At 45.0% G+C, this 12,794-nt stretch carries 13 protein-coding genes; all 13 read right to left on the bottom strand.

From position 1 onward, the window contains the following. Positions 1-27: 27 nt before the first annotated feature. The 13 genes from accC to thpR all read right to left on the bottom strand — a co-directional run bounded on the left by accC (position 28) and on the right by thpR (position 12,775). Positions 28-1,374 (bottom strand): acetyl-CoA carboxylase biotin carboxylase subunit, encoded by a 1,347-nt coding sequence (accC, locus tag REC12_RS19620; RefSeq protein WP_308897424.1) that lies wholly within the window; start codon positions 1,372-1,374, stop codon positions 28-30. Between the two features lie 24 nt (positions 1,375-1,398). After that, positions 1,399-1,617: an acyl-CoA carboxylase biotin carboxyl carrier protein subunit gene (locus tag REC12_RS19615; protein ID WP_308897422.1), complete on the bottom strand. Its 219-nt coding sequence runs from the start codon at positions 1,615-1,617 to the stop codon at positions 1,399-1,401. Positions 1,618-1,651: 34 nt separating this feature from the next. After that, positions 1,652-2,437, bottom strand: a complete 786-nt coding sequence (locus REC12_RS19610) for an enoyl-CoA hydratase/isomerase family protein (RefSeq protein ID WP_308897420.1) — start codon at positions 2,435-2,437, stop codon at positions 1,652-1,654. A 12-nt stretch (positions 2,438-2,449) separates the two neighbouring features. Continuing rightward, a complete protein-coding gene (locus REC12_RS19605) occupies positions 2,450-3,979 on the bottom strand; it encodes an acyl-CoA carboxylase subunit beta (RefSeq protein WP_308897419.1) in 1,530 nt (509 codons plus the stop codon). Between the two features lie 153 nt (positions 3,980-4,132). After that, the gene (locus REC12_RS19600) at positions 4,133-4,492 is read right to left on the bottom strand and encodes an AtuA-related protein (protein ID WP_308897417.1); all 360 of its coding nucleotides are present in this window, start codon (positions 4,490-4,492) and stop codon (positions 4,133-4,135) included. A gap of 3 nt (positions 4,493-4,495) precedes the next feature. Next, positions 4,496-5,848 carry an acyclic terpene utilization AtuA family protein gene (locus tag REC12_RS19595; RefSeq protein WP_308897415.1) on the bottom strand — a complete coding sequence of 451 codons (1,353 nt, stop codon included), beginning with the start codon at positions 5,846-5,848 and terminating at the stop codon, positions 4,496-4,498. A 364-nt stretch (positions 5,849-6,212) separates the two neighbouring features. Then, complete coding sequence (locus REC12_RS19590; protein ID WP_308897413.1) at positions 6,213-7,781, bottom strand: sigma-54 interaction domain-containing protein; 1,569 nt, start codon at positions 7,779-7,781, stop codon at positions 6,213-6,215. Positions 7,782-8,066: 285 nt separating this feature from the next. Then, positions 8,067-8,345 (bottom strand): metal-sensitive transcriptional regulator, encoded by a 279-nt coding sequence (locus REC12_RS19585; RefSeq protein WP_308897412.1) that lies wholly within the window; start codon positions 8,343-8,345, stop codon positions 8,067-8,069. A gap of 57 nt (positions 8,346-8,402) precedes the next feature. Beyond that, positions 8,403-8,984, bottom strand: a complete 582-nt coding sequence (locus REC12_RS19580) for a lytic transglycosylase domain-containing protein (RefSeq protein WP_308897410.1) — start codon at positions 8,982-8,984, stop codon at positions 8,403-8,405. A gap of 53 nt (positions 8,985-9,037) precedes the next feature. Then, positions 9,038-9,637 carry a dephospho-CoA kinase gene (gene coaE, locus REC12_RS19575; RefSeq protein WP_308897409.1) on the bottom strand — a complete coding sequence of 200 codons (600 nt, stop codon included), beginning with the start codon at positions 9,635-9,637 and terminating at the stop codon, positions 9,038-9,040. A gap of 10 nt (positions 9,638-9,647) precedes the next feature. After that, positions 9,648-10,307, bottom strand: a complete 660-nt coding sequence (gene ytaF / locus REC12_RS19570; protein ID WP_308897407.1) for a sporulation membrane protein YtaF — start codon at positions 10,305-10,307, stop codon at positions 9,648-9,650. Positions 10,308-10,369: 62 nt separating this feature from the next. After that, a complete protein-coding gene (locus REC12_RS19565; RefSeq protein ID WP_308897405.1) occupies positions 10,370-12,211 on the bottom strand; it encodes an ABC-F family ATP-binding cassette domain-containing protein in 1,842 nt (613 codons plus the stop codon). A gap of 21 nt (positions 12,212-12,232) precedes the next feature. Then, the gene (gene thpR / locus REC12_RS19560) at positions 12,233-12,775 is read right to left on the bottom strand and encodes an RNA 2',3'-cyclic phosphodiesterase (RefSeq protein WP_308897403.1); all 543 of its coding nucleotides are present in this window, start codon (positions 12,773-12,775) and stop codon (positions 12,233-12,235) included. Positions 12,776-12,794: the final 19 nt, after the last annotated feature.

Below are 12,794 nucleotides of genomic sequence, written 5' to 3'. Positions count from 1 at the left end.
ACCCGGCCATTATGAAGTAAAGTCAAATTAATCATTTTGCATCCGGCGCTCAATAAAATCCGTATGAACTTCACCTCTAATGTAGAAAGGATTGGCAATCACTTTCAAATGAAAGGGAATTGTTGTTGGAACTCCTTCAATTGCATACTCCTTTAACGCTCTTTCTAATCTTTGAATCGCTTCTTGCCGGTTTGCTCCCCAAACGATAAGCTTGCCAATCAGAGAATCGTAATACGGGGAAATGCAGTATCCCTCACAACCGGTACTATCAACACGAACCCCGGCCCCCTGAGGCTCTTGGTAAATCCCAATTGTGCCTGGTGAGGGTATGAAATTCTTTTCCGCATTCTCGGCATTGATTCTGCATTCGATGGCCCAACCGGAAATTTGAATATCTTCCTGCTTGAAGCTTAAAGGCTTTCCCGCCGCTATCCGAATTTGTTCTTTCACCAAGTCGATTCCTGTAATGAGTTCAGTCACGGGGTGCTCCACTTGAATTCTGGTGTTCATTTCCATGAAATAAAACTTACCGTTCTTATCCAACAAAAATTCGACAGTTCCGGCACTCGAATACTCAACCGACCTTGCTGCCTTAACCGCGGCTAAACCCATTTCTGACCGAAGCTCCGCCGTCAGGGCACTGGCGGGAGCCTCTTCCAATAACTTCTGATTACGGCGCTGCAGCGAACAATCCCTTTCTCCTAAATGAATGACATTCCCCTGCTTATCTGCCAGAATCTGGAACTCAATATGACGCACGGTCTCCATATATTTTTCCAAATATATTTCAGAATTACCGAAAAACATTTGAGCTTCCTTTTGTGCGCTCTGAACTGCTTGGGCTAATTCCGAAACATTCCGGACGATGCGCATCCCCCTGCCTCCGCCGCCGGCGGAGGCTTTAATCAACAACGGATATCCGATCTCCTCACCTAAAGCTGCCGCCGTTTCCTCATCCATGATTACCGACCGCGAGCCTGGTACCACCGGAACTCCAGCTTCAATCATTTTCTGACGCGCTTTCGCTTTATCCCCCATTATTTCAATTGCTTCAGGCGAAGGTCCAATAAAAGCAAGGCCGCTTGATTCGCAAATTCCGGCAAAGCTGGGGTTTTCGGATAAAAAGCCATACCCGGGATGTATTGCATCAGCACCGGCCTGTTCTGCGGCCTTAATGATATTTGCTATATTAAGGTAGCTCTTCAAACTTGAGGCGGGGCCAATCAGAACAGACTCATCCGCCATTTTTACATGCGGGGCATCCCGGTCAACTTCGGAAAATACAGCCACTGTTTGAATGCCCAATTCTTTACAGGCCCGGATCACACGCAGCGCGATTTCCCCGCGATTAGCTACAAGGATTTTCTTAAACATAACGTCTCCCCTTTAACTTCAGGTCTAACTTGGCTTACTTAGCTCAAACAATACTTGCCCTTCCTGCACAAACTCTTCCAATTGACAGCTGACTTTCGTTACAGTACCTGCATCCTCGGACTTTATATCTATCAACATCTTCATGGATTCAATAACAGCTACCACATCTCCCGATTTTACCGCTTCTCCTTCAGCGACTAAAATATTATTAATCAGACCGCTCATATTAGACAAAATTTTCATCGTTTATCCTCCTCGTGTTGAACTTCGGCAAATGCTAGATTCCTTTGAAATTTACCGGACGCCTTTCCAGGAAGGAGTTAATTCCCTCTTTCAAGTCCTGACTGGTAAAGGCGATGATGCGGTAAACCCCCATGGTTTCCACCATCTTATCGAAGTCAACGTTTCTGTTTAAATCATGAATCTTCAAGGCTAGATCGACGGCCAACGAACTTAACCGAGAAAATCTCTCTCCATACGCCCAGAGAGTGCTCTCCAAGTCTTCGGCGGGAACGACCTTATTGACAAGACCAAACTCTAAGGCTTGAGCGGCATTGAATTTCTCGGCAGTCAGCATAAGTTCCAGCGCTTTCTTACTTCCCAGCGCCTCTTTAATAAAAGGATGAATCACAAAGGGAGCCAGCCCAAGGTTAATTTCTGTAAGCCTGAACACAGCGCTATCTGCCGCTACCGCCAGATGTGCCGCTGCCACCAGCCCCACTCCCCCGCCGTAAGCAGAACCGTTTACGCCAATGATCAGCGGTTTATGCAACGCATTGATACTCTTATACAGGTCCAAACTCTTCCTTAAATTTAAGTAATGCTGAGCCGGAGAGAGTTCCGTGTCTTTTTCAAAGGCCTTTAGATCGGCACCTGCTGAAAAAACCTCCCCCACCGCGGATAATAAAATAACTTTAATCTCATCCCGTTCATTTAAATTTCTTAAGAGGGCTACCAGTTCATCATTCAGCTCATCGGTGAAACAGTTTCTTTGCCGGGGATTGTTAAGCTTAATATAACCGATACCTTCTTTTTCTTCATAAATAAGGTAGTTATAATTCATAGTCTCGCCCCTTTAAACCGGATGAATCGGATTGTTCTTCTCAGGCCATATTCGTTCTTTACTGCGGTAGGCCTCCAAGCGATAAATAAGCTCTTCTCTGATTCCTTCAAAATCGATCACTTGATCCACAATAAGCTCTGAAGCCAAACCATAGATATTAATATTGTCCGAGTACTCTTCCTTCTTTTGATTCATAAAAGCCAGTCTGGCCTCTCCTTCCAGTTCGTCAATTTTATTAGAATACACTGCTTTAACGGCTGCTTCCGGTCCCATAACTGCTATGAGAGCGGTGGGCAAAGCCAACACTGAGTCAGTACCAAAGGCCGGCCCGGCCATAGCATACAGCCCCGCTCCGTAGCATTTGCGCACAACGACCGTTATTTTAGGCACAGTAGCTTCCGAAACCGCTGAAATCATCTTGGCCCCATGCCGGATTATTCCGGCCCGTTCCACTTGTGATCCTACCATATACCCCGGAATATCCGCCAAAAAGACCAGAGGAATGTTATAAGCATTGCAAAACCAAATAAACCTTGCCCCCTTATCAGAGGAATCTACAAACAAAGTCCCGCCTTTAACCTTTGACTGGTTGGCAACAATTCCGATAACCTCCCCATTTATTCTGGCCCATCCCGTAATGAGTTCCTGAGCAAACAAAGCTTTGTATTCTAAAAAGCTGCCCTCGTCTACAATTCGCCCGATTAACTCGTACATGTCAAAGGGTTGATTTTGGTTGTGAGGGATAATTTCTGTGATCGGTCTCCCTTCAACCGGCTCCTTAGCAGCAACGGGCGCAGGCTTTTCTAAGTAGCTTTGGGGCAAATAGGCAAAATAGCTCTTACAAAGTTCAATGGCATGAGTATCGTCTGAAGCCAGAACATCCCCCAGCCCGCTAACTTTGCAGTGCATACGCGCGCCACCCAAGTCCTCCAGAGACACCTTTTCCCCGATGACCGCTTCCACCATGCGCGGTGACCCCAAAAAGGCACTGGCTTTTCCTTCCACCATAATGACTAAATCACTGAAAGCCGGTACGTAGGCTGCACCTGCCGGGGAAACTCCGAAAAGAATTGTGATTTGCGGGATAATCCCGGACATTTTCACCTGATTGTAAAAAACTCTGCCAATGTGATTTCTTCCCGGGAAAACTTCTTTTTGGTCAGTAATTCTTGCTCCCGCTGAATCAACAAGGTAAATAATAGGGAGCTTCAGCGCGAGCGCCTTTTCTTGGATATAGAGCAGTTTTTGGACACCCTTAGCCCCCCAAGACCCCGCTTTGACAGTGAAATCCGCGGCGGCAAAACAAACCAACCTGCCGTTAATCCTGGCCATTCCTACAATATTACCGTCTTCCGGAAGCTCCGGGTCCAGACAGTTGCTAAAAGTCCCTTCCTCCAGAATCGAACTCTCATCAAACAACAGGTTTAAGCGGTCACGTACGAAGAGCTTGTTTTGTTTCTTTAAACTCAAATGATACTTTTCCGGTCCTCCTTTTCGAATTCTTTCTAATTCCAATAAATACTTTTCCTGTCTCTCATCCATTGTTATAATCAATCCTTTCGACTTAAGTTCTTCCGCTGCTATTTCCAAAATACATCTAATCTAATTATTCCTTATGTCACATTTTACCACAATATTCCGAATATTTCTTCTGCAGCGAAAGGCCCGTTGGCCGAATACCCATAAATTCAGCTTTTATTTAGGATATCTAAAACACTTCACACCTGCTAAAATATGATCCGGAATTTCTACTTTCATACGTAAAAGATTGGAACCAAAGCATTTACCCAGACTATCGCTGCGCAAAGACTGAGACGCTCCCCCCGCCAAGGCTCCGTCTATTAAAAACTTAAGTGCAAGCAGATTGTCCATTTCGAATCTTTGCACCGGTCCGCTCACCAGCTGCTTAAAGTGCTCAAATACGCGTTCCTCCGTGATTTCCCGTTTGAATATTTCATAGAGCTCTTGGTTTTGGGCAAATAGGGAGATATCACTACTGTCTCCTTTATCGCCGGATCTTGTTTGAGCAATTTCGGAAAGTTGCACTAAGGCCATTTGCTACACCTCCACAACCGATATTTTTACATAGGCTTCAATCTCTTCCCTTGGAATATACGCCGATTTTTGACCGATCAATTCCCGTACCGGCTGCATCCCGCTCAAACCGGTAGCCTGCGGCGGACCATTTAATACCATGGAGGGGAACTCTCTGCCGATTTTAGCGGCTTCCTCCTTGGAATTAGTCCGCATGGCAACCCTTAGCATGACTTCATTGGGCTCAACTTCAGGTTCCGGGGCCAGTGGTCCGTGAATAGAGTTAATGCCGATATATTCGCTGTATATTTCTTCGTAGTTTATCCCCTGCATTTCTATTCTGTGTCTGATAATTTCTTCGGCTTTTCTGGCTTTGGGCAGTGCATCCGGCCAAGCGTAAGTAATTCGTCCTTCACCGACATAACCGCTGGAGTATCCCATGGTGGCTTTCAGAGTTTTTGGTTTGGGGTTCCCTGTGGCACCGGAAACCTTAACCTGATTTTTTCCCACATCTTCCAGCTTGACAGTCGTAAAATCAACTGACACGTCAGGCGTCAAATAATTGTTGGGATCATGAATTTCATACAGCAATTGCTCCTTCACGGAATCAACACAGACCAGACCACCTGTATTTTCAGGGTTGGTGAAAATAAATTCACCGTTCTCATAAATTTCCGCGACAGGATAGCCATGACTGCCAAGATTCTCAACCTTCCACCATTCCCCGCTGAAATTGCCGCCTGTACCTTGTCCTGAACATTCCATCAAGTGACCCATGACAATACCTTGAGCCAACTTGTTCCAATCTCCATCCTGCCAGCCAAATTCATAGATGGCTGGCCCCAAAAATTGCCCGGTGTCGGTGGTCCTGCCGGTAATTACAATGTCAGCGCCAGTTTCTAAGGCCATGGCTACTTCTCTGCCACCCAGATAAGCATTGGCAAACATATACTTATCCTCAAGATTGTCTAAATCTCCCTCATGAGTCAAATAACCTTTTTCACAGAACTCACGCAGACGGTCTATGATATTATCACCCTCAACAACGGCTATCTTAAGATCCGCTAAACCTAGTTTTTGCGCAATTCCCTTTACTGCTTCCGCTGCTCCCATCGGGTTGAGTCCCCCGCAATTGCTGATAATCTTAATTCCTTTTTCTTTGCAGATCGGCAATAAAGCATTCATTAGAGGAAAGACATCCTTTGTGTAACCATCCTTGGGATTTTTCTTCTTAGCTTTCTGAAGAATGGCCATTGTCAACTCTGCTAACGAGTCTCCACAAATATATTTAACATTTCCATATTTGGCCACATCAACTGCGGCTGTAAATACATCCCCCCAAAAACCTACCGAGGCTCCAATTCTAACTGACTTCATGCAATCGCCCTCTCCTTAGATAATTTTCACGCGCCTAGTCCAATACCCCGATTACTGCAGGGATATTCATCCTCCTTTTTAGATTTTTAGAGAGTTATGTTTGCAAATTACGTGCCAATAATTTAAATATTCTGAACACTATGCTTCCAAAAAACTCCTCTCCTCTAATTCAGGAAGTCCAATCCCCTTAAACTACACATTTCCTACTCCCAAATTAAATATCTTAAAACCTTTTTAGCCCTTTTTAAGGGCTAATTTCTAAACGTTTCTACTTTCATAAAAAATCGGAGTTTAAATCAGTGCCATTATTGACACAGATTCAATATTCTAAGCACATTTTGTGGGGCATTTTTGCCACTCTTGTTTACTTTTCGCCACAATGAATTTTGTACTCTTTGAGCTTACGATAAAAGGTTCTTCTGCTAAGCCCTAATAATTGTATTGCTTTACTTTTGTTATCCCCGCAAGCTGAAATTGTACTTAAAATTACCTTCTTCTCAAAAGCTTCAACTGCTTCTTTTAACGTTCCGTTTTCAGATTTAAATTCACTTTCTTTTTCGACGCTTAACCCGAGTGATTCTTTCATATGCGGCGGCAGGTGAGTAAGCTTAAAGCTATCCTCAAAGCACATTATTCCGGCATATTCCATGCAGTTTTGAAGTTCACGAACATTTCCCGGCCAACTGTAGGCATACAAAAAGGAAAGCACTTCCTGAGAAAGAACTATGGATTTCCCATACTTTTCGTTATACTTTTGTAAAAAATAATTTGCCAGTAAGCCTATATCCTCTATGCGCTCTCTCAATGAAGGCACTTCAATTTCTACTATGTTGAGCCTAAAATATAAATCCTGCCTAAACTTCTTTTCTTTGATCAAAATTTCCAGCGGTTGATTTGAGGCGGCAATCAGCCTTATATCCACAGGAATGTTTTTCTGTCTGCCTATTTTCTCGATTTCTCTATTTTCTAATACTCGCAGCAATTTTGACTGCATTGACAAAGGCATATCGCCAATTTCATCCAGAAACAATGTTCCTCCATTAGCTAATTCAAATTTACCCATCTTGCCGCCGGATTTTGCTCCTGTAAATGCCCCTCCTTCATATCCGAAAAGTTCACTTTCAATTAGGCTTTCAGGTATTGCCGCACAATTAACCATGATCATCGGACGGTCTTTCCTGTCACTATGTGAGTATATGACTTTGGCAATTTCTTCTTTTCCAACTCCATTTTCTCCCTTTATCAATACCGAGGCCTCTGTTTTAGCAACAGTTAACGCCTGTGAAACTGTTTTTAAAAAGCTTGGGCTATTTCCTATGATCTTAAATCTTGACAATTCATTTTGCGCTTCCATTTGCCGCCTGTAAGACATAGCGATTTCATTGGCATTCTCCACTTCTTGGCCCAATTTAACTACAGCTGTTGAATCCCTGAAAATTGAGGCCACCGCTTTAAGTTCTCCATCTTGTTCAATTGGAAATATATGTACCGAAACATATTTGTCGAGTGTTTTTATATATTGGTTCTTTTTAATAATGGGTATTTTGGTTTCAATGACGTTTAATATTTCCGCTTCCGGTTCTATTTGCTGAATTTGCTTTCCGATAACGTTATGTGTTGAAACACCAAGAACCCTGGAATAGGCATTATTCACATAGAAAACCTTACCTGCCATGTCAATTGCAATAACGGCCTCCTGAAAGTTATCCATAATATTGCTTAACATCCACATATCCGTCGCTTTAAGAAGGTATAACAGTAAATCTTTAGCTACTTCTCCAGTCTTAATGCCTTCATCATTCGTTACTTCAATCAGCGAGCTGCCCCAGATTATATCGTCAATTTTTAAATTATGTACATTAGAATTTTCGCTTATTCCATTTTCCGCCTGATCCTTCCCGGTCCAAGGTTTCATAATCTCTCGTATTTTCATTTCGATCTCCTTTTCTAAACTCCGGGACACACCTCTGTAAGTGTGTGTGCGTTTTGATTACTACTTCGATCATAGAAATCCAGAGCTTTTTGTCTATTCTAAAAATTCAAGCTCCAGTCAGATTTTCCTGCCTGCTACTTTAGGCATCTTCATTTTCAATCTGGCTGATATTTTTTGATAGCAAGGCAGAAAAACACAATCCTAGTCCTCTTTAAAAGAGAACTAGGATTTCAGGTAATAACTACCATTTCCAAATAACCGGGGAACGTCCTAACCTTTAAGGGACTACTGGTTAAATTTCATAAGCGTCTCAATGGCTTTGTTCAAGACCTCCTGACGATTTTCCCCTTTGTCCAGGGCCTCGACCAGGCAGGAATTAGCATAATGCTGAGCAACGATCACGGATACTTTCTGTACTGCCGAACGTACAGCCACAAGCTGTAATAGTATATCCTCACAAGGTTTTTCTTCCTCGATCATACGCTCCACTCCCGCAATATGACCGCGAACTGTTTTAAGTCGAGTAACGATATTTTTGGTTTCAGCTTGGTCTACATCTTTCACAATGCTTCTCTCCGTTCTGTTCCTGATCAAACGCCTGAAAAATTAAATCAACACGCCTTATGTACGGTAAAGTTTAATATATTTCTGATAACTTTTCAAGACACGTCCCACATAATCCCTGGTCTCTTTAAAAGGAATGTCTTCCTGACGAATATTTTTGGGATCAATTTGCCCGGTTTCAATCCATTCCTGAACATGTCCTATTCCGCCATTATAGGCGGCGATAACCAAAACAAGATTATTGGAGAAGGCTTTTTCCAGGCTGGAAAGATACCAGGTCCCATATTGAATATTTTTTTCCGGGTTCAATAATTCCTCACTGGTGTAACTTTTATCCCCTAAGCTTTCAGCAATAGACTGAGCCGTACTGGGCATGAGCTGCATCAGTCCTATGGCTCCTTTGTGAGACTGGGACTGAGGGAAAAATTTACTCTCTTCCCTGATAATTGCCACAACAAATAGAGGGTCTACCCCGTATTGAGCGGCATACTTTTCTACAATTTTCTGGTTGGGATACGGATAGAGAATCTTCTCCAGCCTGGGTATAGTTAAGAGGCAGTAACCTGCCAAAGCTATTAACGCTAAAAGGATCAGGAGTTTTTTACCCACTGTCCCCGAGAATTTCTTCTTTTTAACCATCACATCTCCTCGTCTCAATTAGGACTGATACAAAACTATATCCTGATTATCGCTTAAATATGTTTTATTAATTTTTTCCAGGCCTCATCAAGCTGGCGCAGTGTCTCTTGAACATCCCCGGAATTATCAATAACAACATCCGCTTGCCGGCATTTATCCTCCAACAGCCCCTGGGCCGCGATTCGGGCTTCTACTTCAGGCAGTTCCAGGTTGTCCCGCTTCAGGACACGTTCAATCTGAATGTCTCTGGGTACCCATACGACCCATACCTGATCAACATATCGTTCAAACCCTGTTTCAAAGAGCAACGGGACATCCCAGACACAAACTTGGGCCTGGGAATTTCGCAGCTCCTCCCGGGCACGCTTCATCCCTTCAATTACCCGCGGATGCACGATAGTCTCGAGCTCTTTCCGGGCTCCTGCCTCGGCAAAAACCCGCTTGCCAAGCCGAGAGCGGTCAATCTCTCCGTTCTCTTGGATAATCTCCGGACCAAAGACAGCTGCCAGCTTGGAAATCAGCCAGGAGTCCGTCTTAAACAAGTGATGAACCATTTTGTCCGCGTCAATTACCGGAACCCCTTGGCTCTCAAACCAGTGGGAGACTGTCGATTTCCCGCTTCCAATGCCTCCAGTCAGGCCGATTGTTAACAAGAACCTCACCTCAAATCAATTTACCCAGCCCCACTAATATTAACACTGTACCCGGCAAATAACCTGCTTTATTCGTCCAATTCTCCGGAATTTTGCCGGCCAGCTGCTGACCTAAACATAACATAACAATCTGGGTTAAAGCAACTAAACCAATGACAGACAAGGTCATACCGGCCATGGCCGCACCGATCCCACTGGCAAACGCATCCATGGCCAGCGCGCTTCCCAGCAGAAAGCTTTCTCTAAGACTAATCCCGCCTGATCCGTCGACATCCGCGATTTGAGGTGTTTTCAGAACCTGTATCACAAACCCCAGAAACTCCAATTGAAAACGGAACTCCGGCTCCGGAAGGGGTTTCTGCTGAACAACGGCCAGAGCCGGAAGCGCATCGGGCAAAGCCTCCCGGCTGCGATTCCAAAGTGCCCTGCCTAATTGAAAGGCTCCCAGAACCAATAAGATTAAAGCCCCAAATAACTTAGCCGGAATAAATGTCAGCCAAAGTCTGACTAAGCTGCCGAAGAGCATCGATATTCCCATAGCGCAAACAGTACACATAGCAATGACGATCATCGAACTCACAGGTATCCGAATGCGGCGCAGCCCATAAGCCAATCCCACACCAAAACCATCCAAACTTAAAGCCACAGCCATAAGCAAAGCTATTCCCATATATGTATCCCTCCACCTTTGACTTCAGGATAATATATGGGTAAAAGCGCTAATTGGTGAAATCAATCATTCCCAGCGATCCATTCCTCCAGCACCACATCTCTTCGTTTCTTAACCGTCTCATAGTCTTCATGAAGTTTCATGGCTAATTCATAATTTGTTCCTGCGGCAGCAAGCTCCTGTTCCAAGCCTTGAAGCGTTTCCTCAAGTTCTTCAATTTCCTGCTCCAGTTGCTTCATCCGCTTTTTCTCACGCGCCAGATTGCGGGTCTCTTGCTGACCCTGATAGCTTGGTTTGGCGCTTCTTTCAGCAGGAACACACACCGCTTCTTCCTGCTGTTTAAACTCCCGATAACTTGTATAATCCCCTTCAAAGACAGTCAGTCCCTGATCTGTCAATTCGGCTATTTTCTGAACAATCTTGTCTAAAAAATAACGGTCGTGGGAAACAACAAGAACAGTTCCTTCATACTCTTGCAGGGCCTCTTCCAGCACGCTGCGTGTTTCCGCATCCAAATGATTTGTCGGTTCGTCAAGCAGCAATAAATTTCCCTGTTCCAGGAATAATTTGCACAAGGCCAACCGGCTTTTTTCCCCGCCGCTGAGTACGGCAATGAGCTTGAAAACATCATCTTTTCTAAAGCCATAGCGGGCGAGAAGAGTTCTGATTTCCGGATCTTTCAAATTAGAAACGGCCCGGATCTCGTCCATAACTGTTCCCGAGTTTCCCAGATTCTCATGTTCCTGAGAGTAATAGGCCACTTTAACATTGGCGCCCAAGTGTATCGTGCCATTAAAAGGAACTTGGCGGAGAATCCCTTTGAGAATTGAAGTTTTCCCGACTCCATTTTTTCCCAGCAGAGCCACGCGGTCTCCCCGCCGCAAATCCAAGCCCACATTCCGGAACAAGGTTCGAGGCCCAAAGGTGATGGCGAGATCCTCTATCAGCAAAACCCGATCTCCGCTGCGGCCTCCCTGGCCCAAAGATATCGATAGCTTGTGGTCCGATTTGGTTATTTGCATCGGCTTCAGCTTGTTAAGTTGAGTTTCGCGGCCGCGAGCCTGTTTGGAATTAACACCGGCTTTATTCCGGCGCACATATTCTTCCAGCTTCGCTATCTTTTTCTCCAGCCGTTCCGCTTCCCGATTCAAGGTCTTGCTTTCCAGGGCACGCTGCAATTCGTATTCGGAATAATTTCCGCTATAGCCCTTAAGAACTCCGTTTTCCAGGCAAAAAACCCGGGACACAGTGCGGTCTAAAAAATAACGGTCATGGGAAACAAGGAGAAGAGCGCCCGGATAGTCGCGCAAATACCCTTCCAGCCATTCCAGCGCGGAGATATCCAAGTGGTTCGTCGGTTCATCTAAAATTAAAAGCTCCGGCGACCGCAATAAGAGTTTGCACAAAGCCAGACGGGTCTTCTGTCCGCCACTCAAGGTTGCGACGGGAGAATTAAGTTCCGCCTCCAGCCCCATCCCGGCTAAGATCTTGCGGACTAAAGCCTCCAGGGCATAGCCCCCCTGGCGTTCAAAGGCCTCTGTTAAAGCGGCATACTGTTCCATAACTTTCTCACTTGGTGTAAGAGCCATTTTCTTCTCCAGTTCACGGAGTTGGCTCTGTATCTCCAGCAAATCGGCACGTTCCTGAAGCATGCATTGCGATACGGTCCCCTCATCCTCGACAATCGGGGTCTGAGGCAAGTACCCGCAAGAACCAAGAACTTGAACCTCGCCGCTTTCCAGGCGGATGTCCCCTAAACAGGCGCGGATCAAGGTTGTTTTTCCCGCGCCGTTCGGTCCGACCAAAGCCGCTTTTTCTCCGTTTTCCAAAGCAAAACTCACCCGCCTGAACAGCGGGTCGCCCGAAATATCAACGCCGCAATCCCGGCAAAATAAAACACTCATTTCTCTAAATGGCCCCTTTATTTATTGCAGCTTTTTATGACTCAAAGCTGTATAAGTTCTTTTCCCCCGAATCACTGAGCTTGCAAACAAAGTAATTCCCTCAACCCTGAATTCACCTAATTTTCTCGTCTTATGATCTCCCAACTCAATTTCCCTGAGATCAGGACGGGAAGCCAAGGTAATATGCGGCTTGAACTGTCTGTTTTCCAGACTAAATCCTTTTTGGGTGAGCAGCGTATGGATCTCGTTTTGCAATTGATTTAGTTCCCTTATGCTTCCACCAACCGCGGTCCACAAGGTATGAGGCCGTTTAAAGGAGGGAAAAGCCCCCAAGCCTCCAAGGGTTAGCGCAAATGATGAATGATCCTGACCTGCCGAAGACAGGCATTCCCTGATCAGCGGCAGCGTCTTAGAGTCCAGTTCGCCCAGAAACTCCAGCGTCATGTGAAAGTTATCCGGCGCTTTCCAAAAACCTCTAACCCCAAGCTGCTTTAATTCCGCTTGAAACTTAAGTATAGACTGTTTTATTTCATCGGGCAAATCAATCCCAACAAATAATCTCATCCTTGTTTCTCCCCGATAC

Origin of the sequence: Candidatus Desulfosporosinus nitrosoreducens (assembly GCF_030954495.1) — a bacterium.
Classification (GTDB): Bacteria; Bacillota; Desulfitobacteriia; order Desulfitobacteriales; family Desulfitobacteriaceae; genus Desulfosporosinus; species Desulfosporosinus nitrosoreducens.
This window is presented reverse-complemented; position numbering and strand designations above follow the sequence as displayed.

Excerpts from the sequence above, each read along its gene's own strand:
- accC (WP_308897424.1), bottom strand. The coding sequence starts at position 1,374 with ATGTTTAAGAAAATCCTTGTAGCTAATCGCGGGGAAATCGCGCTGCGT.
- REC12_RS19615 (WP_308897422.1), bottom strand. The coding sequence starts at position 1,617 with ATGAAAATTTTGTCTAATATGAGCGGTCTGATTAATAATATTTTAGTC.
- REC12_RS19610 (WP_308897420.1), bottom strand. The coding sequence starts at position 2,437 with ATGAATTATAACTACCTTATTTATGAAGAAAAAGAAGGTATCGGTTAT.
- REC12_RS19605 (WP_308897419.1), bottom strand. The coding sequence starts at position 3,979 with ATGGATGAGAGACAGGAAAAGTATTTATTGGAATTAGAAAGAATTCGA.
- REC12_RS19600 (WP_308897417.1), bottom strand. The coding sequence starts at position 4,492 with ATGGCCTTAGTGCAACTTTCCGAAATTGCTCAAACAAGATCCGGCGAT.
- REC12_RS19595 (WP_308897415.1), bottom strand. The coding sequence starts at position 5,848 with ATGAAGTCAGTTAGAATTGGAGCCTCGGTAGGTTTTTGGGGGGATGTA.
- REC12_RS19590 (WP_308897413.1), bottom strand. The coding sequence starts at position 7,781 with ATGAAAATACGAGAGATTATGAAACCTTGGACCGGGAAGGATCAGGCG.
- REC12_RS19580 (WP_308897410.1), bottom strand. The coding sequence starts at position 8,984 with ATGGTTAAAAAGAAGAAATTCTCGGGGACAGTGGGTAAAAAACTCCTG.
- ytaF (WP_308897407.1), bottom strand. The coding sequence starts at position 10,307 with ATGGGAATAGCTTTGCTTATGGCTGTGGCTTTAAGTTTGGATGGTTTT.
- REC12_RS19565 (WP_308897405.1), bottom strand. The coding sequence starts at position 12,211 with ATGAGTGTTTTATTTTGCCGGGATTGCGGCGTTGATATTTCGGGCGAC.
- thpR (WP_308897403.1), bottom strand. The coding sequence starts at position 12,775 with ATGAGATTATTTGTTGGGATTGATTTGCCCGATGAAATAAAACAGTCT.